The 24,854-nt window shown below is 62.9% G+C and carries 27 protein-coding genes and 1 rRNA gene; 14 read left to right on the forward strand and 14 right to left on the reverse strand.

What is annotated here, in order from left to right; all coding sequences use genetic code 11:
• A 16S ribosomal RNA gene (locus L6D64_RS00005) occupies positions 1-584 on the reverse strand; the annotation flags it as partial.
• Positions 585-1,354: 770 nt separating this feature from the next.
• Between L6D64_RS00005 and rhtA the strand changes: the two genes are divergently transcribed.
• Both rhtA and L6D64_RS00015 read left to right on the forward strand, forming a co-directional pair.
• Positions 1,355-2,242, forward strand: a complete 888-nt coding sequence (rhtA, locus tag L6D64_RS00010; RefSeq protein ID WP_176506437.1) for a threonine/homoserine exporter RhtA — start codon at positions 1,355-1,357, stop codon at positions 2,240-2,242.
• Positions 2,243-2,432: 190 nt separating this feature from the next.
• A complete protein-coding gene (locus L6D64_RS00015) occupies positions 2,433-2,714 on the forward strand; it encodes a hypothetical protein (RefSeq protein ID WP_176506438.1) in 282 nt (93 codons plus the stop codon).
• Between the two features lie 54 nt (positions 2,715-2,768).
• Here L6D64_RS00015 and L6D64_RS00020 read toward each other — a convergent pair whose 3' ends face one another.
• Positions 2,769-4,577: an aminopeptidase P family protein gene (locus tag L6D64_RS00020; protein ID WP_176506439.1), complete on the reverse strand. Its 1,809-nt coding sequence runs from the start codon at positions 4,575-4,577 to the stop codon at positions 2,769-2,771.
• A 220-nt stretch (positions 4,578-4,797) separates the two neighbouring features.
• On the opposite strand from L6D64_RS00020, the gene L6D64_RS00025 reads away from it, so the two are divergent.
• Positions 4,798-5,916 (forward strand): DUF3182 family protein, encoded by a 1,119-nt coding sequence (locus L6D64_RS00025; RefSeq protein WP_176506440.1) that lies wholly within the window; start codon positions 4,798-4,800, stop codon positions 5,914-5,916.
• Positions 5,900-6,670: an alpha/beta hydrolase family protein gene (locus L6D64_RS00030; protein WP_176506441.1), complete on the forward strand. Its 771-nt coding sequence runs from the start codon at positions 5,900-5,902 to the stop codon at positions 6,668-6,670. Before L6D64_RS00025 ends, L6D64_RS00030 begins: the two co-directional genes overlap by 17 nt.
• On the opposite strand, the gene L6D64_RS00035 is transcribed toward L6D64_RS00030, so the two are convergent.
• Complete coding sequence (locus L6D64_RS00035) at positions 6,649-7,029, reverse strand: antibiotic biosynthesis monooxygenase (RefSeq protein ID WP_176506517.1); 381 nt, start codon at positions 7,027-7,029, stop codon at positions 6,649-6,651. The genes L6D64_RS00030 and L6D64_RS00035 overlap by 22 nt on opposite strands.
• Before the next feature lie 85 nt (positions 7,030-7,114).
• Here L6D64_RS00035 and soxR point away from each other — a divergent pair, with 85 nt between their 5' ends.
• The gene (gene soxR, locus L6D64_RS00040) at positions 7,115-7,567 is read left to right on the forward strand and encodes a redox-sensitive transcriptional activator SoxR (RefSeq protein ID WP_176506442.1); all 453 of its coding nucleotides are present in this window, start codon (positions 7,115-7,117) and stop codon (positions 7,565-7,567) included.
• Here the strand turns inward: soxR and L6D64_RS00045 are convergent.
• A complete protein-coding gene (locus L6D64_RS00045) occupies positions 7,559-8,548 on the reverse strand; it encodes a GlxA family transcriptional regulator (RefSeq protein ID WP_176506443.1) in 990 nt (329 codons plus the stop codon). The genes soxR and L6D64_RS00045 overlap by 9 nt on opposite strands.
• 82 nt (positions 8,549-8,630) lie before the next feature.
• Here L6D64_RS00045 and L6D64_RS00050 point away from each other — a divergent pair, with 82 nt between their 5' ends.
• Positions 8,631-9,179, forward strand: a complete 549-nt coding sequence (locus L6D64_RS00050; protein WP_176506444.1) for a cysteine hydrolase family protein — start codon at positions 8,631-8,633, stop codon at positions 9,177-9,179.
• A gap of 12 nt (positions 9,180-9,191) precedes the next feature.
• Here the strand turns inward: L6D64_RS00050 and L6D64_RS00055 are convergent, their stop codons facing one another.
• A complete protein-coding gene (locus L6D64_RS00055; RefSeq protein ID WP_176506445.1) occupies positions 9,192-9,755 on the reverse strand; it encodes a helix-turn-helix domain-containing protein in 564 nt (187 codons plus the stop codon).
• Between the two features lie 84 nt (positions 9,756-9,839).
• Here L6D64_RS00055 and L6D64_RS00060 point away from each other — a divergent pair, with 84 nt between their 5' ends.
• The 7 genes from L6D64_RS00060 to L6D64_RS00090 all read left to right on the forward strand — a co-directional run bounded on the left by L6D64_RS00060 (position 9,840) and on the right by L6D64_RS00090 (position 16,997).
• Positions 9,840-10,790 carry a DMT family transporter gene (locus L6D64_RS00060; RefSeq protein WP_176506446.1) on the forward strand — a complete coding sequence of 317 codons (951 nt, stop codon included), beginning with the start codon at positions 9,840-9,842 and terminating at the stop codon, positions 10,788-10,790.
• Between the two features lie 149 nt (positions 10,791-10,939).
• Positions 10,940-13,855, forward strand: a complete 2,916-nt coding sequence (locus L6D64_RS00065; protein ID WP_176506447.1) for a monovalent cation/H+ antiporter subunit A — start codon at positions 10,940-10,942, stop codon at positions 13,853-13,855.
• The gene (locus tag L6D64_RS00070) at positions 13,855-14,199 is read left to right on the forward strand and encodes a Na+/H+ antiporter subunit C (RefSeq protein ID WP_176506448.1); all 345 of its coding nucleotides are present in this window, start codon (positions 13,855-13,857) and stop codon (positions 14,197-14,199) included. The genes L6D64_RS00065 and L6D64_RS00070 overlap by 1 nt, the downstream gene beginning before the upstream one ends.
• Complete coding sequence (locus L6D64_RS00075) at positions 14,196-15,875, forward strand: monovalent cation/H+ antiporter subunit D (protein ID WP_176506449.1); 1,680 nt, start codon at positions 14,196-14,198, stop codon at positions 15,873-15,875. The genes L6D64_RS00070 and L6D64_RS00075 overlap by 4 nt, the downstream gene beginning before the upstream one ends.
• Positions 15,872-16,360: a Na+/H+ antiporter subunit E gene (locus tag L6D64_RS00080; protein ID WP_176506450.1), complete on the forward strand. Its 489-nt coding sequence runs from the start codon at positions 15,872-15,874 to the stop codon at positions 16,358-16,360. The genes L6D64_RS00075 and L6D64_RS00080 overlap by 4 nt, the downstream gene beginning before the upstream one ends.
• Positions 16,357-16,635, forward strand: a complete 279-nt coding sequence (locus L6D64_RS00085) for a K+/H+ antiporter subunit F (RefSeq protein ID WP_103446664.1) — start codon at positions 16,357-16,359, stop codon at positions 16,633-16,635. Before L6D64_RS00080 ends, L6D64_RS00085 begins: the two co-directional genes overlap by 4 nt.
• Positions 16,632-16,997 carry a Na+/H+ antiporter subunit G gene (locus tag L6D64_RS00090; protein WP_176506451.1) on the forward strand — a complete coding sequence of 122 codons (366 nt, stop codon included), beginning with the start codon at positions 16,632-16,634 and terminating at the stop codon, positions 16,995-16,997. The genes L6D64_RS00085 and L6D64_RS00090 overlap by 4 nt, the downstream gene beginning before the upstream one ends.
• A gap of 11 nt (positions 16,998-17,008) precedes the next feature.
• On the opposite strand, the gene L6D64_RS00095 is transcribed toward L6D64_RS00090, so the two are convergent.
• Together L6D64_RS00095 and L6D64_RS00100 are read right to left on the reverse strand one after the other, a co-directional pair.
• On the reverse strand, positions 17,009-17,221 hold the full coding sequence (locus L6D64_RS00095; protein WP_176506452.1) for a hypothetical protein: 213 nt from the start codon (positions 17,219-17,221) through the stop codon (positions 17,009-17,011).
• Positions 17,218-17,688, reverse strand: coding sequence for a hypothetical protein (locus L6D64_RS00100; protein WP_054884001.1), 471 nt, complete (start codon positions 17,686-17,688; stop codon positions 17,218-17,220). The genes L6D64_RS00095 and L6D64_RS00100 overlap by 4 nt, the downstream gene beginning before the upstream one ends.
• Positions 17,689-17,996: 308 nt before the next feature.
• Between L6D64_RS00100 and L6D64_RS00105 the strand changes: the two genes are divergently transcribed.
• Complete coding sequence (locus L6D64_RS00105; RefSeq protein ID WP_082433444.1) at positions 17,997-18,194, forward strand: hypothetical protein; 198 nt, start codon at positions 17,997-17,999, stop codon at positions 18,192-18,194.
• Between the two features lie 6 nt (positions 18,195-18,200).
• Here the strand turns inward: L6D64_RS00105 and L6D64_RS00110 are convergent, their stop codons facing one another.
• From L6D64_RS00110 to L6D64_RS00140, 7 genes are all read right to left on the reverse strand, one after another.
• The gene (locus tag L6D64_RS00110) at positions 18,201-18,395 is read right to left on the reverse strand and encodes a hypothetical protein (RefSeq protein WP_176506453.1); all 195 of its coding nucleotides are present in this window, start codon (positions 18,393-18,395) and stop codon (positions 18,201-18,203) included.
• 185 nt (positions 18,396-18,580) lie between these two features.
• Positions 18,581-18,985 carry a TraR/DksA family transcriptional regulator gene (locus L6D64_RS00115; protein ID WP_176506454.1) on the reverse strand — a complete coding sequence of 135 codons (405 nt, stop codon included), beginning with the start codon at positions 18,983-18,985 and terminating at the stop codon, positions 18,581-18,583.
• Between the two features lie 289 nt (positions 18,986-19,274).
• The gene (locus tag L6D64_RS00120) at positions 19,275-20,048 is read right to left on the reverse strand and encodes an enoyl-CoA hydratase (protein ID WP_176506455.1); all 774 of its coding nucleotides are present in this window, start codon (positions 20,046-20,048) and stop codon (positions 19,275-19,277) included.
• A gap of 13 nt (positions 20,049-20,061) precedes the next feature.
• Complete coding sequence (locus L6D64_RS00125) at positions 20,062-21,189, reverse strand: acyl-CoA dehydrogenase (RefSeq protein WP_176506456.1); 1,128 nt, start codon at positions 21,187-21,189, stop codon at positions 20,062-20,064.
• Positions 21,190-21,197: 8 nt separating this feature from the next.
• Positions 21,198-22,391: an acetyl-CoA C-acyltransferase gene (locus L6D64_RS00130; protein ID WP_176506457.1), complete on the reverse strand. Its 1,194-nt coding sequence runs from the start codon at positions 22,389-22,391 to the stop codon at positions 21,198-21,200.
• A gap of 11 nt (positions 22,392-22,402) precedes the next feature.
• A complete protein-coding gene (locus tag L6D64_RS00135; RefSeq protein ID WP_176506458.1) occupies positions 22,403-23,170 on the reverse strand; it encodes an SDR family NAD(P)-dependent oxidoreductase in 768 nt (255 codons plus the stop codon).
• Positions 23,171-23,184: 14 nt separating this feature from the next.
• Positions 23,185-24,831, reverse strand: a complete 1,647-nt coding sequence (locus L6D64_RS00140) for an acyl-CoA synthetase (RefSeq protein WP_176506459.1) — start codon at positions 24,829-24,831, stop codon at positions 23,185-23,187.
• Positions 24,832-24,854 lie beyond the last annotated feature (23 nt).

A 24,854-nucleotide genomic window follows, 5' to 3' on the forward strand; every position in this document is an offset into this window, starting at 1 on the left:
AACCACCTACGCGCGCTTTACGCCCAGTAATTCCGATTAACGCTTGCACCCTCTGTATTACCGCGGCTGCTGGCACAGAGTTAGCCGGTGCTTATTCTGTCGGTAACGTCAAAACAGCAAGGTATTAGCTTACTGCCCTTCCTCCCAACTTAAAGTGCTTTACAATCCGAAGACCTTCTTCACACACGCGGCATGGCTGGATCAGGCTTTCGCCCATTGTCCAATATTCCCCACTGCTGCCTCCCGTAGGAGTCTGGACCGTGTCTCAGTTCCAGTGTGACTGATCATCCTCTCAGACCAGTTACGGATCGTCGCCTTGGTGAGCCATTACCCCACCAACTAGCTAATCCGACCTAGGCTCATCTGATAGCGCAAGGCCCGAAGGTCCCCTGCTTTCTCCCGTAGGACGTATGCGGTATTAGCGTTCCTTTCGAAACGTTGTCCCCCACTACCAGGCAGATTCCTAGGCATTACTCACCCGTCCGCCGCTGAATCAAGGAGCAAGCTCCCGTCATCCGCTCGACTTGCATGTGTTAGGCCTGCCGCCAGCGTTCAATCTGAGCCATGATCAAACTCTTCAGTTCAATACTGCTTGGGTTTTTAAGAAACCCTAAACTTGGCTCAGCAATCTCAAATGACTATGTGATTTCTCGCATGGCCACTTGTGATGCTGATAATCTTTGTGACTATCAGTCCGTACTCACAAGCACCCACACGAATTGCTTGATTCGATTTGTTAAAGAGCGTTTGGCCAAGAGCGTTTCGTCTCAACCGAGGCGCGCATTCTACGCTTTCCTCATTTGCTGTCAAGCGTTTATTTTGAAGTTTTTTGCGAGAAACTCGTTTAGCTTCAAACACTTGACTCGCTGCGATCTCTCGTAGCGGGAGGCGAATAATACAGCGTTTAAAACCGCTGTCAACCTTCATCTCAACCGCCATCGATCATTCGATCGAAGCGCTCCCAACCTCGCCGCAACTACCTAACTCGTTGAATTTCAAGGAGTTTGTCGTTCCGATGTCGCTGGAAGTGGGGCGCATTATAAGGGGATTCGAGACCCCGTCAACCTTTAATTTCAAGAAATTGAAATAATGGAGGAGACACCGTGTCAGGGCCAGCAGGTGCTCGCCACAACGCATTCATCGCCTGGGAGACCGAGTGCCGCCCGCGCGGCGCATCGCGGATAAATCCGCTCCTACGATTTGTTGCAACGTGCCGAACCTGTCACGCCAGTGTTGCCTGCCCAGGGCATGACTAGGGGAGCGTATTTATCCGCGATGCGCCTTGCACCCCACCCAAGCAATTGCGCACTATATTGCACACCCCCGCATACCTCCCAAGGATAGCCGCGCAGAAATGAACACCCAGCCCCGCAGCCTGGCCGCCACCCTCTTCCCGATCGGCCTGCTGCTGATTGCCATGGCCTCGATCCAGTCCGGCGCCTCATTGGCCAAAAGCATGTTCCCTATCATTGGCGCTCAAGGCACCACCACCCTGCGCCTGATCTTCGCCAGCATCATCATGCTGCTGATCCTGCGGCCATGGCGGGTACGCCTGACCGCCAGCACCCTGCGCAACGTGGTGATCTACGGCATGTCACTGGGCGGCATGAACTTCCTCTTCTATATGTCCCTGCAGACCACACCGCTGGGCATCGCTGTCGCCCTGGAGTTCACCGGCCCCCTGGCAGTAGCGCTGTTTGCCTCGCGCCGTGCGCTGGACTTCGTGTGGATTGCCCTGGCCGTCGCGGGCCTGTTGTTGCTGCTGCCGGTCGGGCACGCTGGTCAGCCGTTGGACCTGCAGGGTGCGGCCTATGCACTGGGCGCGGGTGTGTGCTGGGCACTGTACATTCTGTTTGGCCAACGTGCCGGCGCCGAGCATGGCATCCAGAGTGCGGCCCTCGGCGTAGTGGTCGCGGCGCTGTTTGTCGCGCCTGTCGGCATCGTACATGCCGGTAGTGCGCTGCTCACCCCTGCCGTTATCCCTCTAGCACTGGGTGTCGCCGTGCTTTCGACCGCCCTGCCCTACAGCCTGGAAATGGTCGCCCTGACCCGCATGCCAGCCCGGACCTTCGGCACGCTGATGAGTATCGAACCGGCGATTGGCGCGCTGTCAGGCCTGCTATTCCTCGGCGAGGTACTCAGCACCACCCAGTGGCTGGCCATTCTTGCGATCATCGCAGCCTCCGCAGGCGCGACATTGTCCATGCGCCGTGAGGCAAGCCCTGCAGTTGCAGCAGACTGATTTGAGAAGTATTTTCATTTGAGACAAGATTAATGATTGTCCCCGCTCGCCTCGCTGATTAAGCTGTCACAAAATCATAATCTTTACGCTATCTACTTGAGCGGACACGGAAGCCGAGGAAGATTCAGGAAGACCGAAGCGATAACGACTGGGCCCGACAGCTGTTCGGCCCAAGCATTTAAGGACAGGAATGAAACGTATTTTGCTCATCCTGGCCGTCTTGGCCATGGCCGGATGCGCCGCAACGGCCAAGACTGAGGTCAAAAAGGGGAAGAAAGGCCTGCATATCAATTGCTCTGGCCTGTCTTCGTCGTGGGACAAGTGCTACAGCAAAGCGGCCACTTCCTGCAGCACGCGCGGTTACAAGGTGATCGCCCGCTCCGGAGACACCGACGAGGAGCCCGGGGACTACCTGTTCGGCATCAACCCGGCCGGCTACACCAGCCGCAGCATGATCGTCATCTGTAAATAAAAGAAGGGCAGCCTGCGAGCTGCCCTTCTTTTATTTACCGATTGCCAGCATCCGTCAAAGCGGCGCCGTGCGCGCCTTCAGCCAATCCAGCGCAGCACCTTGCAGCAAGGGAGCCAAGCGCTCGTGTACCGTGGCGTGATACTGGTTCAACCAATCCCGCTCTTCATTGGTCAGCATTTCGGGAAGCAAGCAGCGCGTGTCGATAGGGCAGAGCGTCAGCGTCTCGAAGCATAGGAACTCACCGAACGCGCTCTTGCCCGCCTCGCGGTTCGCCACCAGGTTCTCGATGCGCACACCCCAGGCGCCCGGCCGGTAGGTCCCCGGCTCGATCGAGCTGATCATGCCCACCTGCATTGCCGTCTGAGGCGAGGTTGCCGCCTGGTAGGCAATCACCTGGGGACCTTCGTGCACGTTCATGAAGTAGCCAACGCCATGCCCGGTACCGTGACCATAGTCCACCTGGTCTGCCCAGATCGGCGCCCGTGCAATGGCATCGAGCAAAGGTGACAGGATGCCCCGCGGAAAGCTGGCACGCGACAAGGCGATCATGCCTTTGAGAACGCGCGTGCAATCCTGCTTCTGCTCCACGCTCGGCGTGCCCACCGGAACCATCCGGGTGATGTCGGTGGTGCCGCCCAGATACTGCCCCCCGGAATCGATCAGCAGCAGGCCATCACCTTCGATGACCGCGTGGGATTCCTCGGTAGCGCGGTAATGCGGCATCGCGCCATTGCCGTTGAACGCCGCAATGGTCGAAAAGCTCAGCGAGACGAAACCTGGTCGACGAGCACGCGCAGCGCTCAACTGCTCATCGACCGTCAGTTCGGTGATGGCCTCCTGGCCCTGATGCGCCTCAAACCAGGCGAAGAATTCGCACAAGGCCGCGCCATCCTGCTCCATGACCTGGCGGATGTGCACCAGCTCCTCTTCACCTTTGCGTGATTTGCTCAGGGTGGTCGGGTTCAGCCCTTCGATCAGCTGAACCTGGGCATCCAGATGCTTCAGCAAGCCACAGGTCACGCGAGCCGGGTCGACCAGCAGTCGGCTATGCGGGGCCAGTTCAGCCAACGCCTGCGCAACCTTGCTGTAATCGCGCACCTCGATGCCGTCGACCTCAAGTACATGGCGCAAGTGCTCATCGAGCTTTCCGGCGCCGACGAACAGCATCGCCTGGTCCTTGCCGACCAATGCAAAGGACACGAAGACCGGGTTGTAGGACACATCACTGCCGCGCAGGTTGAACAGCCAGGCGATGTCGTCCAGCGTCGCGATGAAGTGCCAATCAGCGCCCTTTTCCTGCAGCGTTGCCCGCAGCTGGCGAAGCTTCTCGGCCCGGCTGACCGTGGCGTAGGGCGGCAGGTGCTGATAGATCGGGTTGGCAGGCAGCGCCGGGCGGCCTTCCCACACCTCGGCGAGCAAGTCCCGATCGGTTGCCAGGTGCGCCTCGCGGGCCTTGAGCCGCTCTTCGAGCTGGCGGGCCGAAGCCAGCGCCATGACTGCACCATCTACGGCTACAGTACCTTTGAACCGAACATTGTCACCCAGCCATTCCAGCGCACCCGGCTTGCCCGGCAGAAGCTTCATCAAGACGATGCCGCTACCGGCCAGCTCTTTCTCGGCTTGTTCCCAGTAACGGCTGTCAGCCCACACACCGGCAAAGTCGGCGGTAACCACCAGCGTGCCTACCGAACCATCAAAACCCGACAGCCACCGACGCCCCTGCCAGTAGCCGGGCAAATACTCGGAAAGGTGCGGGTCGGCCGACGGCACCAGCAGGGCATCGACCCCCTCCCGGGCCATCACTGCACGCACACGCGCCAAGCGCTCCGGCACACTTTGCTCAATCGTGGTCTGAAGGTTCATGCGCACTCCTGCGGTCACATCGGGGTTATTCCAGGTTGAGAATAATGGAACAGCTGCCACGGTGCCGCAATCGCCGCGGCCGACTCACGGCAGGCTATGCCCATCCAACCACCTGCAGACCAGACGCTTTCTGCAACCAGGCCGGGACCATCAGTCACTTCCAGCTGAACTTACCGCTGACTGGGGCTTCACAACCTGTACATTCATTGCACACAGGCAGGTGCCCATGCCCAGTGCCCGTCACCCGAAGACCGCCGTGGTATTGCTAGACACCCGCCAGCACACCCCGGAACACGAACATGCCGTGCACCTGAACCTGGCTGACCGGTTGGCCCGGTTGCTGGGTTGTCATGCCGTGCTGCCCGACGTACCGGCCAACAAAGACACGCACTACTATTACTTGCCTACCGAAACCCTGGTCGGCCCCGAACGTTATGCCGCCATGGGCATTCGCAGCGAGCAGGACCTGTTCGGCGGACTGGTCAGCCACCCTTACATGGCTACCAAGGCCATTTCCCACCCGCTACCGGCCAATGCCCAATTCCCGCCGGGCTGGACCGATGCCTTCGCTCGTCAGGCAAGCGACGCACTGCTCCGCGGCTACACCGTTTTCAGCAAGGCCGATGCCCGGCGCGCCGCCCAGTTGCTGCTGCTTGATGGCCCGGTGCGCATCAAGCCGGTGCTGGCCAGTGCGGGCCGGGGCCAGCACGTCATCACCGATGCGGATCAACTGGACCCGCTCCTGACCAACGTCGATGAACGGGACCTGGCCCTCTGGGGCCTGGTGCTGGAAGAAGATCTGGCCAATGTCGAGACCTTCAGCGTTGGCCAGGTCCGCGTCGGCGGCCTGACCTGCAGCTATCACGGCACCCAGCAACTGACCCGTGACCACCAAGGTACCGAGGTCTACGGTGGCTCCGAACTGGTCGTGGTGCGGGGTGACTACCCTGCCCTGCTGCAGCTGGCTCTGGAAGATCACCTGCGCCTTGCGATCAACCAGGCCATGGCCTACGAACAAGCCGCCGAGCAGCACTTCCCAGGTTTCATCGCATCGCGGCGCAACTACGACATCGCTCGCGGCACTACGGCCGACGGCCATCTGCGCAGTGGCGTGCTCGAACAATCCTGGCGTCTGGGGGGAGCCAGCAGCGCAGAGCTCCTGGCACTGCAGGCATTTGCCGACGACCCGGCACTGCAGCGGGTATGCGCCTCCACCCATGAAGTGTTCGGCACGCCCGACTTGCCCGCTGACGCCACCCTCTTCTATCAAGGAAACGACAGTGAACTCGGACAACTCAGCAAATACGCGCGGATTCGCCGGCATGAGCATTCAGAGTGAAACCGTGGAACTGCAGGTCGAGGATGACAGCATCGTCGGCACGCTGGTCAGCCCCGGCAGCAAGATGCCCGGCATTCTCTTCGTCCACGGCTGGGGCGGCAGCCAGCAGCGCGACCTGGCACGCGCTCGGCACATCACTGGCCTGGGCTGCGTGTGCATGACCTTCGACCTGCGCGGCCACGCGAAAACCGAAAGCCAGCGCCTGACCGTCACCCGCGAGCAGAATCTCCAGGACCTGCTGGCTGCCTACGATCGGCTGGTCAGTCACCCGGCGGTGGACAGCAGTGCCATCGCCATCATTGGCAGCAGCTACGGTGGCTATCTGGCCACCTTGCTGACCTTGCAGCGGCCGGTGAAATGGCTGGCGTTGCGCGTGCCAGCGATGTACTGGGATGACGAATGGAACATGCCCAAACAGGCGCTCGATCGCCAGCGCCTGAACGATTACCGCATGCGCCTGCTCGGCCCTTCCGACAACCGTGCGCTGGCGGCCTGTGCCGAGTTTTCCGGAGATGTGCTGCTGGTCGAATCGGAGCAGGATGACTACGTGCCCCACGCCACACTGATGAGCTACCGCTCGGCATTCGTCAGCGCTCATTCGCTGACCCATCGCATCGTCGACGGTGCCGATCACGCCCTATCGAGTGAGCAAAGCCAGAAGGCCTACAGCTCGATCCTGGCCGCGTGGGTCAGCGAGATGGTGATCGGCGCACGCCTGGACCGCTACCCGCACTACGCCCCCTGGTACGCCTGAAGGTCGCCAACCTGGCAATGCAGCCCGCCATCAGCCCCGCGTATCAGGCTGCGCATCGCCTGATACGCGGAAAAGTTGACACCACGCGCCTGATGGCGGCTAAGCAGTTCGAAAAAGGGCTCCTCGGCAAAACACTCCGCCGCCACCTTCCAGGCCTGGCGTGATTGCCATTGCAGGTATTGCAAGACCCGGCTGCCATCGTCACTGGCCTGGATGCTGACGCTTTGCAAACCTTGGCATCGCGCAGCCAACTCCTCGCTGCGCGCAACCAGTGCCTCCGCCAGTGCCACCTGGCGGGAAACGGGCACTTCATATTCGATCATCTGGGTGAACCATAGGGAATGCGGGGTGGCAGTCATCGCGTGTCTCCTTGCTGCGAGTGCTTGATTCGGAATCGCCAGCAGGGTAAAACCTCCAGTTAACTCAAGGTCAAGCGTTTTTCCCATGCCCAAGCCATCTCCCACTGCCGCGGAAAAACTGCTCAGCGTTGGCCAGTTGGCCGCGCGCAGCGGCGTGGCGGTGACTGCATTGCATTTCTACGAAACCAAGGGCCTGATCCAGAGCACCCGTAATGCGGGTAACCAAAGGCGCTACCCAAGGGCAATGCTGCGCCGGGTCGCGGTGATCAAGATGGCCCAGCGCCTGGGCATTGCGCTGGCCGAGATTGCCTCGGCGCTGGCCACCCTGCCCAACGACCACACCCCGACCGCCGAAGACTGGCGGCGCCTATCGGCACGCTGGCGTGAGGATCTGAACCACCGGATCGATGAAATGGTCAGGCTGCGCGACCAGCTCGACGGCTGCATCGGCTGCGGTTGCATGTCGCTGAAGGAATGCCCGCTGCGCAATCGCCAGGATCATCTGGCTGATGAGGGGCCGGGGCCGCATCTACCCTGAGCCAGGCAAGGCCAGGCGCTGCCGATACTCGCTGGGCGTCAGCCCGGTAATGCGCTGGAACACCTTGCGAAACGCCCCCGGGTCCTGATAACCGACCCCCCAGGCAATCTGCTCGACCGTGCGCCGGGTCAACTCCAGCATTCGGCAGGCGCGCCCCACCTTTACTTGCTGGCAGTACTCGGTAGGCTTCAGGCCGGTGGCCGCACGAAAGCGCCGGAGGAATGTGCGCACCTCTAGCCCGGCACAAGTGGCCATGCCGGCGAGGTCGGCGTCTTGCGCACCCGCTGCCTGCAACCAGTGCTGAACTTTCAGCACCGCCTCGTCGCCATGATCCAGGCGCGGGCTGAACAGCGACCCCGGCAATGGCCTGCTGACCGGCTCGACGGACAGGTAGCGCGCAGTCTCCCAGGCCACCGACGCGCCGAGATAGCGCTCCAGCAGGCGCAACCCCAGTTCGGTCCATGCCATCAGCCCAGCGGAGGTGATGATGTCGCCGTCATCCAGCAGCGGCAGATTGGCCTCCACATGGACCTTGGGGTAACGCTCGGCAAGGGTTTGTGCGTAATTCCAGTGAGAACTGGCTGCCCGCCCATCGAGCAGGCCACTGGCGGCGATGAAGAACACGCCGATACACACCGACGCCATCACCGTGCCTTGGCCATGCCATTGGCACAACGGCTGCCGGTGACGTTCGAGCAGGTCCGGGGGTGGGGTCGCCTCCAGGCTCGGCGGGATGATCAACACACGCAGCGGCTGGCTCGCCGCGCCCAGGCCGTCCTCAATACGCTGCAACAGCCCTGCCTCATCGAGCTGCCAGTGGCTGACCCGGATCTGCGGCAGCCCGACGGCGCCCAGCTCGGCGACCATGCGATTGGCCACGCTGAACACGTCGCCCAGGCCATGCAACGCCGCGCGCTGCGCGCCCGGGTAGTGCAGCAGGCCGATCTCCAGGATGCCGGGGCTGTCAGTTTTTGCCGTCATTGTGTCGATCGCGCCAATCCTCAAGTCGATGCCCACAGCCTATAACTATCGTCATCCAACGACTACTGCCACAGGAGGCAGCATGAGCAAGCAGGCCCTGATCATCATCGACATCCAGAACGACTATTTCCCCGGCGGCAAATGGGCCCTCGAGGGGGCCGACCAGGCAGCTGACAACGCCGCACGCCTGCTCGCTGCAGCGCGCGCCAAGGGTGATCTGGTGGTGCATGTGAAGCATGAGTTCGAGAGCGCCGATGCGCCGTTCTTCGCGCCTGGCTCCGAGGGCGCAGCCATCCACGACAAGGTGGCCCCTGCAGCAGGCGAGCCGGTCGTGCTCAAGCACAAGGTCAACGCGTTCCTCGGTACCGATCTCAAGCAGACGCTGGACCGGCATCAGGTCAAGGCTGTGACCATCGTCGGCAGCATGAGCCACATGTGCATCGATGCCGCCTCCCGCGCCGCCGCCGACTTCGGCTTCGACGTCACCGTGGCCCACGATGCCTGCGCCACCTTGCCGCTGGAGTTCGAGGGCAAGCAGGTACCGGCCGCCCATGTGCACGACTCGGCCATGGCGGCGTTGGCGTTCGCCTATGCCAAGGTGGTGAAGACCGACGAATTGCTCAACGGTTGACCTTCAAAGGCATCAGATCACCACATTACGCACAAAGCGCACGGGCACTGTCCCATCATTGCGATAGGCATAGCGGCAGTTGCTGGGGAACACATGGAACTGCCCGGCCTGCAGACAGTGCTCGGCGCCTTCGATAATCAGCGTCAACTGGCCTTCGGCCACATAGATCTGCTCACTCCAGCCCTCGGCATCGGCTTCGCTGGTGTAGCACTCGCCAGGCGCGAGGGTCCATTCCCAGATTTCCACTTCGCGCCGGGCACTGCTGCTGGCCAGCAGCACGGCCTTGCTCTGCGGGTGCCTGCCCGTCCAGGCCAGTTCGTCGATGCGGCTGGGGTCGCGCTGACCGGGAGCCTGGATCAGGGTGCTGAAGGCGACACCCAGGGCTTCGGCAATCAGGTCGAGGGTCGTCAGGCTCACATTCTTCTCGCCCGCCTCGATCGCCACGAGCATTCGCCGGCTGACCCCTGAGCGTTCGGCCAGGGCGCTCTGGCTCAGCCCGGTCGCATTGCGCAGGCTGCGGACATTAAGGCTGACATGCTGCAGCACCGAGGCACGGTGCGTGGAATCTTTGTGCACTATATTGCTCACTTGTACGAATTTGCGCAGTATACTGCCCACTTTGCGGCGATTGTGCGCCGCTCCCTCCGAGTGCGCAAGACCATGAGCCGACCGACCAGCAGCCCACAAACCGCAGTCTCTTTTCGCCTGAGTAAGGCCGAAATGGTGCTGGTGTTCATCACCATGCTGTGGGGCGGTACCTTCCTGCTGGTGCACAACGTCATGACCGTGAGCGGCCCGATGTTCTTCGTCGGCCTGCGCTTCGCCGCAGCGGCGCTGTTCGTCGGCCTGGCATCGGCGCGTGCATTGTCCGGCCTGACCTTCACCGAATTGAAAGCCGGCGTGCTGATCGGCGTCTCCATCATGCTGGGCTACGGCCTGCAGACCATGGGCTTGCAAACCATCAGCAGCAGCCAGTCGGCCTTCATCACGGCGCTTTATGTGCCGTTCGTGCCATTGCTCCAATGGCTGGTGCTGGGCCGCCGCCCAGGGCTGATGCCGAGCATCGGCATCTGCCTGGCGTTCGTCGGCCTGATGCTGCTGGCCGGCCCGGAAGGCGGCGCGCTGCACTTCAGCGAAGGAGAAGTGGTGACCCTGGTGAGCGCCGTGGCCATCGCCGCCGAGATCATCCTGATCAGCCGCTTCGCCGGCCAGGTCGATGTGCGCCGGGTCACCGTGGTGCAGTTGGCGACCGCTTCGCTGCTGGCGTTTCTGATGATCGTGCCGACCCAGGAGCGTCTGCCCGACTTTTCCTGGTTGCTGTTGCTCAGCGCGTTGGGCCTTGGCGCCATGAGCGCGGTGATCCAGGTGGCGATGAACTGGGCACAGAAGTCGGTTTCACCCACCCGCGCCACGCTGATCTACGCGGGCGAGCCGGTGTGGGCCGGCATCGTTGGGCGCATCGCTGGCGAGCGCTTGCCAGGCATCGCACTGATCGGCGGGTTGCTGATCGTCATTGCCGTGGTGGTGAGCGAACTGAAGATCCGGCGCAGCCGTGAAAGCAGCGATGCCCTCGAGGCGCCAGCCCCGCGCGAAACTGAAGCCGGCCTGTGAAGCGCCCGGCAGCGTCTATGCTGTGTAAAAAACTGTTATAAAAAAACAGCTTGTCACAGCGCTTTTGTAGGATTCTGCGACAGCTTGCGTGTTGGTGATCAACGGCCCGGCACGTATGATCCTTGCAAACCTTTCCAGAATAGAACGCTATGTCATTGATAGTGCTACTGCTTCTGCCGTTCCTGGGCAGTTGCCTGGCAGCTGCGCTGCCGCACAACGCACGTAACGCCGAGTCCATCCTGGCTGGGCTCGTGGCCCTGGTCGGCACCGTCCAGGTAGCACTGCTGTACCCTCAGGTTGTCGATGGCGGGGTTATCCGCGAAGAACTGCTGTGGCTGCCCAGCCTGGGCCTGAACCTGGTCCTGCGCATGGACGGTTTCGCCTGGCTGTTCTCTCTGCTGGTACTGGGTATCGGCGCGCTGGTGTCGCTGTATGCGCGGTACTACATGTCGCCGCAAGATCCGGTGCCGCGCTTCTTCGCCTTCTTCCTGGCATTCATGGGTGCCATGCTCGGCCTGGTGATCTCCGGCAACCTGATCCAGCTGGTGTTCTTCTGGGAACTGACCAGCCTGTTCTCGTTCCTGCTGATCGGTTACTGGCATCACCGCGCCGACGCCCGCCGTGGCGCCTACATGGCCTTGATGGTCACCGGGGCCGGTGGCCTGTGCCTGCTGGTCGGGGCCCTGCTGCTTGGCCATGTGGTCGGCAGCTACGACCTGGACAAGGTCCTGGCTGCCGGCGAAACCATCCGCCAGCACGCCCTGTACCCGGTGTTGCTGCCCCTTGTCCTGATCGGCGCATTGAGCAAGAGTGCGCAATTCCCCTTCCAGTTCTGGCTGCCCCATGCCATGGCAGCACCCACTCCGGTTTCCGCCTACCTGCACTCGGCGACCATGGTCAAGGCCGGCGTGTTCCTGCTGGCACGCCTCTGGCCAGTGCTGTCGGGCACCGAAGAATGGTTCTGGATAGTGGGCGGCGCGGGTGCCATTACCCTGTTGCTCGGCGCCTTCGCCGCGATGTTCCAGAACGACCTCAAGGGCCTGCTGGCCTATTCGACCATCAGCCACCTGGGCCTGATCACCCTGCTGCTGGGCCTCAACAGCCCGCTGGCAGCGGTCGCCGCCGTGTTCCACATTCTCAACCACGCCACCTTCAAGGCCTCGTTGTTCATGGCCGCCGGCATCATCGACCATGAAAGCGGCACCCGTGACATCCGCCGCCTGAGCGGCCTGGTCCGCCTGGTGCCCTATACCGCGACCCTGGCCATGGTGGCCAGCGCCTCGATGGCCGGCGTGCCGCTGATGAACGGCTTCCTGTCCAAGGAAATGTTCTTCGCCGAAACCGTGTTCATCAGCTCCACCGCCTGGGTCGAAGCGATCCTGCCGGTGATCGCCACCCTCGCCGGGACCTTCAGCGTCGCCTATGCCCTGCGCTTCACTGTCGATGTATTTTTCGGGCCTACGGCAGAGGACCTGCCACACACGCCGCACGAACCACCTCGCTGGATGCGCGCACCGGTCGAACTGCTGGTACTCACCTGCCTGGTAGTGGGCATCTTCCCGGCCCAGTCGGTCGGCCCGCTGCTGGCCGCCGCTGCACTGCCGGTGGTGGGTGGCACGCTGCCGGAATACAGCCTGGCCATCTGGCACGGCTGGAATGCCCCGCTGATCATGAGCCTGATGGCCATGTGCGGCGGTATCGTGCTCTACCTGCTGTTGCGCAACCAGCTGCGTCTCGGGCGCTTCCCCTATCCACCGCTGATCGAGCGCTTCAATGGCAAGCGCCTGTTCGAACACGGTCAGGTCCGGCTGATGCTGCTGGCGCGGCGCATCGAGCGGTTGCTGACCAGCCGCCGCCTGCAGTCGCAACTGTTCATGCTGGTACTGGCCGCCTTCATCGCCGGCCTCTCGCCGATGCTGTACAGCGGCCTGAGCTGGGGTGACCGGCCGAAGATCCCGGGCTCCGGGGTGTTCGTCGCGCTGTGGCTGATCGCTATCGCCTGTGCCATCGGGGCTGCCTATCAGGCCAAGTACCATCGCCTGGCCGCGCTGATCATGGTCGGTGTCTGCGGCCTGATGACCTGCATCACCTTCGTCTGGTTCTCCGCCCCTGACCTGGCCCTGACCCAACTCGTGGTCGAAGTGGTCACCACGGTGCTGATCCTGCTTGGCCTGCGCTGGTTGCCACGGCGGATCGAAGGTGTGTCGCCGCTACCTGGCAGCCTCGACCGTGCCCGTGTTCGCCGCCTGCGCGACCTGCTGCTGGCGATACTGGTCGGCGGCGGCATGGCCGTGCTGTCCTACTCCATGCTGACCCGGCCGACACCCAACGACATCTCTTCGTTCTACCTCAGCCGCGCCCTGCCACAAGGCGGTGGCACCAACGTGGTCAACGTGATGCTGGTGGATTTCCGCGGCTTCGACACCCTCGGCGAGATCACCGTGCTGGTGGCCGTGGCGCTGACGGTGTTCGCCCTGCTGCGGCGCTTCCGCCCGCCGAAAGAGAGCATGCAGTTACCCGCGCAGCAGCGTCAGCTGGCGCCGGACGTGGTCACCGACCTGATCAACCCGCGGCATGCCACCGACACCGCTCTGGGCTTCATGATGGTGCCGGCGGTGCTGGTGCGCCTGCTGCTGCCGATCGCCCTGCTGGTATCGATGTACCTGTTCATGCGTGGCCATAACCAACCGGGCGGCGGTTTCGTCGCTGGCCTGGTGATGTCGGTGGCGTTCATCCTTCAGTACATGGTGGCCGGCACCCAGTGGGTCGAGGCGCAAATGAGCCTGCGGCCGCTGCGCTGGATGGGCACCGGGCTACTCTGTGCAACCCTGACCGGGGCTGGCGCCATGCTGCTCGGCTATCCGTTCCTCACCACCCATACCGCCCACCTGCACCTGCCCCTGCTCGGCGATGTGCACGTGGCCAGCGCGCTGTTCTTCGACATCGGCGTGTTCACCGTGGTGGTCGGCTCGACCCTGCTGATCCTCACCGCCCTCGCGCACCAGTCGGTGCGCGCCTACCGCCCGGGCAGCCCGTCGAAATCCAGCCAAGCAGGAGCCGCCTGATGGAAGAAGTCATCGCAGTCGCCATCGGTGTACTGGCCGCCTCGGGGGTGTGGTTGATCCTGCGCCCTCGGACCTACCAGGTGATCATGGGCCTGTGCCTGCTGTCGTATGGGGTCAACCTGTTCATCTTCAGCATGGGCAGCCTGTTCATCGGCAAGGAGCCGATCATCAAGCAAGGCGTGACTCAGGACCTGCTGCACTACACCGATCCGCTGCCACAGGCGCTGGTGCTCACCGCCATTGTCATCAGCTTTGCCATGACCGCACTGTTCCTGGTAGTGCTGCTGGCATCCCGTGGCCTGACCGGCACCGACCATGTGGATGGCCGGGAGCGTGACGAATGAGTGGCATGAGTCAACTGATCGTCGCGCCTATCCTGCTACCGCTGCTGACTGCCGCAGTGATGCTGCTGCTTGGCGAAAAGCATCGGCGGATCAAGGCGCGCCTGAACCTGCTTTCGACCTTCACCGGCCTGGCCATCGCCGTGAGCCTGCTGCTATGGGTACGCACCCAGGGGCAGGCCGAATCGATCGGCGTCTACCTCCCAGGCAACTGGCCCGCGCCCTTTGGCATCGTGCTGGTGGTGGATCATCTTTCCGCACTGCTGCTGACCCTGACGGGTGTCATCGGCATCAGCGCCCTGCTGTTCGCCCGCGCCCGCTGGGACGGCGCCGGCGCCAGCTTCCACGCGTTGTTCCAGATTCAGCTGATGGGCCTGTATGGCGCCTTCCTCACCGCCGACCTGTTCAATCTGTTCGTGTTCTTCGAAGTCTTGCTGGCCGCCTCCTACGGCCTGCTACTGCATGGTTCGGGCCGTGCTAGGGTGCGTGCCGGGCTGCACTACATCGCCATAAACCTGTTCGCCTCCTCGCTGTTCCTGGTCGGGGCAGCGATGCTGTATGGCGTCACCGGCACCCTCAACATGGCCGACCTCGCCCTGAAAATCCCTCTGGTGCCGGAAGCCGACCGTGGCCTGCTGCATGCAGGTGCAGCGATCCTGGCCATGGCCTTCCTGGCCAAGGCCGGCATCTGGCCGCTGAATTTCTGGCTGGTGCCCGCCTACGCCTCGGCCAGTGCGCCAGTCGCGGCGCTGTTTGCGATCATGACCAAGGTCGGCCTGTACGCCGTGCTGCGCCTGTGGACCCTGCTGTTCTCCGGGCAGGCAGGGGCCTCGGCGCACTTTGGCGGGCAATGGCTGATCTACGGCGGCCTGGCGACCCTCGCCGTGGCAGCGGTGTCGATACTGGCCGCGCAGCGCCTGGAGCGCATGGCCGCACTGAGCATCCTGGTTTCCGCCGGCACCTTGCTCGGCGCGGTCGGTTTCGCCCAGCCGGCGCTTACGGGCGCCGCGCTGTTCTACCTGGTCAACTCGACCCTGGCGCTGTGCGCGCTGTTCCTGCTGGCCGAACTGGTCGAGCGCTCGCGCTCGGCCAACGAAGCGCCACTGGATGAAGAAGAAGACGCCATGCCTTCACCGCTCGAGTCGCTGCACCCACCCAAGGGCATCAACCTCGACGACGAGCAGAAGGTGGTCATCGGCCAGATCATTCCCTGGACCATGGCGTTCCTTGGCCTGAGCTTCATCGCCTGCGCCCTGCTGATCATCGGCATGCCGCCGCTATCCGGGTTCGTTGGCAAGCTCAACCTGATCAGCGCGCTGTTCAATCCACAAGGCCTGGGCATGCCCGCCGAACAACCGCTATCGGTGGCAGGCTGGGTGCTGGTGGCCTTGCTCATTGTCTCGGGCATGGCCTCGCTGATCGCCTTTGGCCGGGTCGGCATCCAGCGTTTCTGGAAGCCCGAAGAGCGCCCATCGCCGGTACTGCGCGGCTACGAGTGCCTGCCGATCGTGATCCTGCTCGGCCTGTGTATCATCCTCAGTTTCAGGGCCGAACCGCTGCTGCGCTATACCCAGGACACGGCGGCCAGCCTCCAGGCACCGGAAGCCTACATCGAAGCGGTGATGGCGGCCCGGCCCATTCCCGGCCCGACCACACTCGACGTACAGGTGCAGCCATGAGCCGACTGTTCCCCGCACCTCTGCTGTCCATGGCCTTGTTCGTGCTGTGGCTGCTGTTGAACCTGTCGGTCAGCCCCGGCAACCTGTTGCTGGGCGCAGCGCTTGGCGTGCTGGCCCCGCTGCTGATGGCACCGTTGCGCCCGCAGCACGCGCATGTGCGCAAACCCTGGGTGGTGGCAAGGCTGATTGGCCGGGTCGGCATCGATGTCATCCAATCCAACTTGCTGGTGGCCATTGGCGTGCTACGCGCCGGGCAACGCCCACCTCGCTCGGCATTCGTGCACATCCCACTGGACCTGCGCGACGCCCACGGCCTCGCGGCACTGTCGATGATCACCACGGTGGTACCCGGCACCGTATGGTCGGAGCTGGCCCTGGACCGCAGCGTACTGCTGCTGCATGTGTTCGACCTCGACGACGAAGCCGCCTTCATCGAGCACTTCAAGCTCACCTACGAACGCCCGCTGATGGAGATTTTCGAATGACAGGCCTGCTCGCCAACGCAGTCCTCGCCAGCCTGTTCATCTTTGCCCTGGCCATGGGCCTGGCGTTGATCCGGCTGTTCCGCGGCCCCTCCGCACAGGACCGGGTGCTGGCACTGGACTACCTGTACATCCTGGGCATGCTGACGATGCTGGTACTGGGGATCCGCTATGCCAGCGACACCTATTTCGAAGGTGCACTGCTGATTGCCCTGTTCGGCTTTGTCGGGTCGTTCGCCTTGGCCAAGTTCCTGTTGCGCGGTGAGGTGATCGAATGACCGAAACCCTTGAACTGCCGTTCTGGCTGGAGCTGGTGACTGCAGTCCTGCTGCTGATCGGTAGCCTCTTCGCGCTGATCGGCGCCATTGGCCTGCTGCGCCTGAAAGACTACTTCCAGCGCATGCACCCACCGGCCCTGGCATCGACCATCGGCGCCTGGTGCGTGGCCCTGGCATCGATCATCTACTTTTCCTGGCTAAAGGACAGCCCGGTGCTGCACGCCTGGCTGATTCCGATCCTGCTGTCGATCACCGTGCCGGTCACTACCCTGTTGCTGGCCAGGGCGGCGCTGTTCCGCAAACGCATGGCGAACGAAGCCGTACCGGAAGAAGTCAGCAGCGGCCGGGATCGCGGCAACTGAAGCGGCTGTGCTCAGCCTTGGGTCAGGCGCTGCAACTCGCGACGTACCATGGCGGCATACGGCGGAGGGCTCAGCTGATACAGCTGGGCCGCCACCCAGGTCAGCCAGCCCAAGCCCATCGCCTCTCGTTGCGCAAGCAGGCGCCGGGCCTCGGCCATGGCTTGGGCCTGGTATTGCCGATGAAACCCGGCACGGGTTCCTGGCGCTTCGTCACCTTCGTTCATTCACTGGCCTTGAAGGTGGTCAGCTCGCCTTTGCGCCACTTCGCGACCTTGCCGGTCACTGCCTTGAGCAGCTTGCCCAGGCCTTCCTGAACCTGTTGTTGCGCGGCGAACACCAGCATCACGCCGTGGCCCTCGCGGAATACGATGCCCTCACCTTCCGGCACCGAAACAAATGCGTAGTCGCCTACACCGTAGACATTCAGCTTGATGTCGCGAAAGCGCATTTCCAGTTTGCCGCCTTCGCGGCTAGGCAACACTGCGGCACGGAAGTGATCGCCGACCTTCAGTTCCAGGCGTTGCTTGTCATCGACTACCAAGGCGCTCTCGGTATCGATCTCGGCCATGTAAAGGCCTTCGGGGTTCTGTTCGGTGACATAGATGAAACGGCCCTGAAACAGCTTGGCCAATTTGCCGCGCAAATCGCCCAGGGCAAACAAGGCGTGGGTATCCAGTGTACTGACTGCCAATGAAGTAATCCTCAAACCGGTGACATCCGCCCTCACTCGGAGTCGGTGAGGCGCGGCCATTTCAATTCGATAGGCGAAAAGAATAATAAAGTGATGCGCGAAACGTCTGTGCCTGCTGGCGATGTAGCTCGCAGGAAACTTTACTCTGGCTTGCCAGACGTGGCCTCAAAACAGGCTTTCGGCATATTCCCTGTCAGGGAAGCGTAATGTCTGACAACAAACCCGCCAGAAAAGGTGCAATAGATAACTGCAAGCCCCTTGGCACAACGGGCTCAGTTATCCAATCAACGCATTACCGGGGAATGAATATGCACGAAAACACCGAAATCCGTCGAGAGGTAAAGAGCATTTCTTACCACGCATACGTCAGCAACAGGCCACGCTACGTCGTCATACCCGCCGGTATCGAATTCTTCCACGTCACCGAAAGTGCCACTGGCAGGGTCAAGGGTTTTCGCCGACTGCACCGCGATGCCTGCGCACTGGCCCGCAGCCTGGAAGCCTGAATGACCTCAGGCGGCGTGGCCATCCTGCAGGATCTGCAACCAGGCGGCTTGGCATTCCATGGCCTCGCGACGGGTGGCGAACGCCGTACCACGGCGCTCGCCATTGACCAGGACCACCCAGCACACCCGCTTGCCCAGTGCCTGCAAGCCTGCTGGCACACCTGAACCGATCATCACGGCGACATCGACTCGGCTGTTCATCATTCCCTCCGGCACTTTGATAGCACCCTAACGATGAGGTCATGATACGCCCGCCGACTGCCCTGAAACAGCACATCCCGGTACAGCAGTGTTACGTTCCGAGCAACAAAACCTGCCAGCGCCTTCGACGCAAAAACGCAAAAAGCCCCAGGGATTACTCCATGGGGCTGGCGCAAGCCGGCCGGTCAGACCTGACGCTGGTGGCGGTCGAGCTGCTCGTGGCGCTCCTGGGCTTCGATGCAATACTTGGTGGTCGGACTGATGAGCAGGCGCTTCAGGCCAATCGGCTCACCGCTATCATCACACCAGCCAAAGCTTTCCTCGGCGATGCGGTCCAGCGCCATTTCCAGCTGCGGCAGCAAGCGCTGATCGCGGTCGATGGCATTCACCAGCCAGCTGCGCTCTTCCTCGACCGATGCCACGTCGGCAGGGTCTGACGGGGTGTCCAGGCCTTCGATGGTGGCACGGCTCAGCTCGATGCGCTCATGGGTTTCGACTTTCATCGCCTGCAGCAGGCCAGCAAAGAAAGCCAGCTGGTCAGCGTTCATGTAGTCATCGGCCGACATGGCCAGCAACTGTTCCTTGGTCATCGAATTCTCTATGAAAAAATGTGCATTTGGGCGATTCGGGTGCCGCCGACGCCTTCGCATCGGCAGCGGAATTCTTCAAGCGCCAACCGGCACTCTTTTACAGGGGGCGGCAGTCTAAGGCGCCAAGCCGTCATGAGCAACAGCAATCAGGGGAGAAATTGCCCGAAATGGCTTGGAATCCGCCCGCTGGCACCCTTGCCCGCCATAAATGCGAACGCGCCACGGTATCCCGAGGGATGCCGTGGCGACATTAAGCTCAACCTTGCAGCAGGACGGTGCCCTGCCCCTGTCAACGGTCTTTGAACTGTGCCTCGCGTTTGGCGATGAAAGCCGCCATCCCTTCCTTCTGGTCCTCGGTGGCAAACGCAGCATGGAATACTCGACGTTCGAAGCGCACGCCTTCACTGAGGGTGACCTCGAACGCTCGGTTGACGCTTTCCTTGACCATCATGCTGACCGGCACCGACTTGCTGGCGATGGTCGCTGCCACCTTCAATGCCTCTTCCACCAGCTCTGCCTGCGGCACGATACGCGCCACCAAGCCGGCACGCTCGGCTTCCTCAGCCCCCATCAGGCGGCCGGTCAGGCACAGTTCCATGGCCTTGGCCTTGCCCACGGCCCGCGTCAGGCGCTGGGTGCCACCCATGCCTGGCAGTACGCCGAGGTTGATTTCCGGCTGGCCGAACTTGGCGTTGTCGGCTGCCAGGATGAAGTCACACATCATCGCCAGCTCACAACCACCGCCCAGGGCAAAACCGGACACGGCAGCAATGATCGGCTTGCGACGGTTGGCGATGCGGTCCGAATCGCTGAACAGGTCCTCGACGTAGATCTGCGGATACTGCAGCTCGGCCATTTCCTTGATGTCGGCGCCAGCGGCAAAGGCCTTGGCGGAACCTGTCAGCACCACGCAGCCGATGTTCGGGTCGCGCTCGAGCTGGTCCAAGGCCTGGTTGATCTCGCTGACGATCTGCGCGTTGAGTGCGTTCAGCGCCTGCGGGCGGTTGAGGGTGATCAGGCCGACCTTGCCGTGGATGTCCAACAGGATGGTTTCGAATGCCATGCAGTCTGCTCCTTCAAAGATTGCGCGCAATGACCATGCGCTGAATGTCGCTGGTGCCTTCGTAGATCTGGCAGACCCGAACGTCGCGGTAGATCCGCTCCAGCGGGAAGTCACTCAGATAGCCATATCCGCCCAGGGTCTGCAAGGCATCCGAACAGACCTTTTCGGCCATTTCCGAGGCAAAAAGCTTGGCCATCGACGCTTCCACCAGCGCCAGGCGCCCGGCATCGCGCAGTGCGGCGGCATGCAGCACCATCTGCCGGGCCACGGCAATCCTGGTCGCCATGTCGGCCAGGCGAAAGGCCACCGCCTGGTGTTCGATCAGCGGTTTGCCGAAGCTCTGACGCTCATGGGCGTAGTCGCGTGCCACTTCGAAGGCCGCACGGGCCATGCCCACTGCCTGCGAAGCGATACCGATCCGGCCACCTTCGAGGTTGGCCAGCGCGATCTTGTAGCCCTCGCCTTCCGCGCCCAGGCGGTTGGCCACCGGCACGCGCACATTGTCGAAGACGATCTGGCAGGTGTCGGAGGCGTGCTGGCCGAGCTTGTCTTCGACCCTCGCCACCTGGTAGCCCGGCGAATCGGTAGGCACGATGAAGGCACTGATGCCGCGCTTGCCGGCATCCGGGTCAGTCACGGCGAAGACAATCACGACACCGGCATTCTGCCCAGAGGTAATGAACTGCTTGCTGCCATTGAGCACATAGTGCTCCCCCTCAAGCCTTGCCCGGGCCTTCAGGCTGCTGGCGTCGGAACCGGCTTGCGGTTCGGTCAGGGCGAATGCGCCGAGCATCGAACCCATGGCCAGGGGCCTGAGGAACTGCTCCTTCTGCTGTTCGTTGCCAAAGCGCAGGATCGGCACGCAACCTACCGAGTTGTGCACGCTCATGATGGTCGAGCAGGCGCCATCACCCGCAGCGATCTCTTCCAGCGCCATGGCATACGCCACGTAACCGGTGTCACTGCCGCCCCACTGCTCCGGCACCAGCATGCCGAACAGACCGAGCCCGGCCATTTCCTCGATGGCCTCTTTCGGGAACCGGTGTTCCTTGTCCCATTGCTCGGCGAACGGCTTGAGGCGCTCCTGGGCAAAGGCGCGCACCGCATCGGCGATCTGTTGTTGCTCGTCAGTTACCAGCATGGTTCACCTCAGTACAGGCATTCAATGGCCATGGCCGTGGCCTCACCACCGCCGATGCAGATGGCCGCCACGCCACGGCGCAGGTTGTTCTGGCGCAAGGCCGACAGCAGGGTCACCAGGATGCGCGCGCCCGAAGCACCGATCGGGTGGCCCAGGGCGCAGGCGCCGCCGTGGATGTTGACCTTGTCGTGCGCCAGGTCGAGGTGCTTCATGGCCGCCAGGGTAACCACGGCAAATGCTTCGTTGATCTCGAACAGGTCGACATCAGCAAGGTTCCAGCCCGTACGCTTCATCAGCTTGTCGATGGCACCGATCGGCGCCGTCGGGAACAGCGCGGGAGCATCGGCGAAGGCAGCATGGCCGTGGATCACCGCCAGCGGCTTGAGGCCCCGCTTTTCAGCTTCGGAGCGGCGCATCAACACCAGGGCTGCGGCACCGTCGGAGATGGAACTGGAGTTGGCGGCTGTCACCGTGCCGCCTTCGCGGAAGGCCGGCTTGAGCTGCGGGATCTTGTCCAGACGCGCCTTGGGCGGCTGCTCATCGTCCTTGATGACGCGCTTCTCCTTGCCCTCGGTGACCTCCACCGGCACGATCTCGGCGGCGAAACGGCCGCGCTTGATCGCGTCCTGGGCGCGGGTCAACGAGGCGATGGCGAACTGGTCCTGCGCTTCGCGACTGAAGGCGTTGGCCTGGGCACAATCTTCGGCGAAGGTACCCATCAGACGCCCCTTGTCGTAAGCGTCCTCCAGGCCATCCATGAACATATGGTCGATGATCTTGCCGTGGCCCATGCGGTAGCCGCCACGGGCCTTGTCCAGCAGGTAAGGCGCGTTGGTCATGCTTTCCATGCCGCCGGCCACTACCACGTCGGCAGTACCTGCCAGCAGCAGGTCATGGGCCATGATCGCCGCCTGCATGCCCGAGCCGCACATCTTGTTCACGGTGGTGCAGGTGATGTGCTTGTCCAGCCCGGCACCCAGTGCCGCCTGGCGGGCCGGGGCCTGGCCGAGGCCTGCGGGCAACACGCAGCCGAACAGCACCTGCTCGACACTGGCGGCATCGATCCCGGCACGCTCGACGGCACCACGGATCGCGGCGCTGCCCAGTTGTGGCGCGGTCAGGCTCTTGAGGTCGCCCTGCAGGCCGCCCATGGGCGTGCGCACAGCGCTTACGATAACGATCGGGTCATTGGCGAAGGTCATGATCGGTCTCCTTACTTGGCAGCCATGCGCAGTGCGCCGTCGAGGCGGATCACCTCGCCGTTGAGCATGCTGTTCTCGATAATGTGGCGGGCCAGAGCGGCGTATTCCTGCGGGCGGCCCAGGCGCGGCGGGAACGGTACGCCAGCCGACAGCGATGCACGCACTTCCTCGGTCATGCCGGCCATCATCGGCGTTTCGAAAATGCCTGGGGCAATGGTCATCACGCGAATACCGAACCGCGCCAGTTCGCGCGCGGCTGGCAAGGTCAGGCTGGCAATCGCGCCCTTGGATGCCGCGTAGGCGGCCTGGCCAATCTGGCCGTCATAGGCGGCGATGGACGCGGTATTGATGATGACCCCACGCTCCCCGCCCTCATCGGCCGGCCCTTCAGCCATGGCTGCCGCTGCCAGGCGCAACAGGTTGAAGCTGCCGACCAGATTCACGTTTATAACCTTGGCGAAGCTGGCCAGCCCGTGCGGACCTTGCTTGCCCAACACTTTCTCGGCGCCGACGATGCCGGCGCAGTTGACCAGCCCGTGAAGGCTGCCGAAGGCCGTAACAGCCGCATCGACCGCCGCCTGGGCGGCCTGCTCGTCGCTGATGTCGGCCACCGCGAAGCGGGCGTTGTCACCCAGTTCGCGGGCCTTGGCCTCGACCGCCTGGGCATTGAGATCGACCAGCATGACCTTGGCGCCGGCCTCGATCAGCATCTGCGCGGTGGCAGCTCCCAGCCCGGAGGCAGCGCCGCTGACGATGAAGTGTTTGTTGGCTATCTGCATGATCTGCTTCCTTTTCAGGCGCTGACAGGGGTGGCCTGTTGCGCTTGTTGTTTGGCGACTTCCTGATTACGCAGGATGAAGCGTTGCAGCTTGCCGCTCGGGGTCTTGGGCAGCTCGCTGACAAATTCGATTTCTCGGGGGTAGGCATGCGCGTAGAGGCGCTGGCGTACGTGCTGACGCAGGGCTTCCTCCAGTTCGGCGCTGCCCTGGTATCCGTCGGCCAGTACGACGAAGGCCTTGATCAGCTCGGTGCGCTCGGGGTCCGGCTTGCCGACAACTGCCGCTTCGATCACCGCTGGGTGCTCGATCAACGCGCTTTCCACATCGAATGGCCCCACGCGGTAACCTGACGTGGTGATCACGTCATCGCTGCGGCCAACGAAGCTGATACTGCCGTCCTGGTTCAGTTCGACGGTGTCGCCACTGAGGTAGTACTTGCCGACGAAGGCCTTGGTCGGCGCGCCAAGGTAGCCGCCAAACCAGCACAGCGGTGACTGCTCGCGGTCCACCGCCAGGATGCCCGGCTGGCCAGCCGGCAATTCGTTGCCCTGCTCACCCAGTACGACGATGCGATGACCGGGGATGGCGAAGCCGGCCGAACCCGGGTGCACCGGGTGTCGCAGGCCATGATGGTTGCACAGCACCATGCCCAGTTCGGTCTGGCCGTAATGGTCGTGGATGGTCACGCCCAGTTCGTCGGCGAACCAGCGGATCACTTCGGGATTGAGTGGTTCGCCGGCGCTGCTGACGACCCGCAGACGGCCTTTGATCGGTGCCGAGAAGCCTTTGCCAGCGGCGATCAGCAAACGGTACGCCGTAGGTGAACCCGCGAGGTTGGTGATTCCCAGCTTGTCGATCACCCGCGCGCAGCTGTCGACGCTGAACGGGCCATCGTAGAAGGTGGTAGCGTGGCCCAACGCCAGCGGCCCGGTGACCGCGTAGTACAGGCCATAGGCCCAACCCGGATCGGCCAGGTTCCAGAAGTGATCATCGGGACGCAGGTCGATGGCGTCGCGCATGTAACCCTGGAACGCAACGATGGCGCGCAGCGGCACTTCCAGCGGCTTGGCGGGGCCTGTGGTACCGGAGGTGAACATCAGCAGGAAAGGGTCGTCGCCGCAGCGCATCACGGGCTCACACCCATCAGCCGCCGCATCCAGGCACTGCTGGAAATCCAGTTCGCCCTCGCGCGCCTTGACCGTGATGATCGTCGGGCAGCCGTGCACGTCGTCGAGCTTGGCGCGGTTCGGCGCGTCGGTGACGACCACGCGGGCGCCGGACTGCTCCAGGCGATGCTCGATGGCCTTGGGACCGAAGGCGGTGAACAGCGGCTGGTACACCGCCCCCAGGCGCCAGGTGGCGAGAATCGTCACCAGCAATTCGGCGGTGCGTGGCATCAGGCCGGCCACCCGGTCACCCGGTTGCACACCCTGCGCCCTGAGTACATTGGCGAAGCGGGCGGCCTGAGTTTTAAGCTGGTCGAAACTGTAGTGGGCACTGTTGCCGTCACGGTCTTCGCAGACCAACGCCAACTTGCCGGCTCCGGCATGGCGGTCACAGCATTCGACACAGGCATTGAGGGCGGTGAGCTCGCCATGCAGCGCCGCAGCGGCGGCCTGGGCATGGTCGAACGCACGAACGGCCTCGGCGTAATCGCGCATCGTCGGATTCCTGGTTTCTTGTT

The sequence above is a fragment of the Pseudomonas urethralis genome (assembly GCF_021602465.1).
Classification (GTDB): domain Bacteria; phylum Pseudomonadota; class Gammaproteobacteria; order Pseudomonadales; family Pseudomonadaceae; genus Aquipseudomonas; species Aquipseudomonas vlassakiae.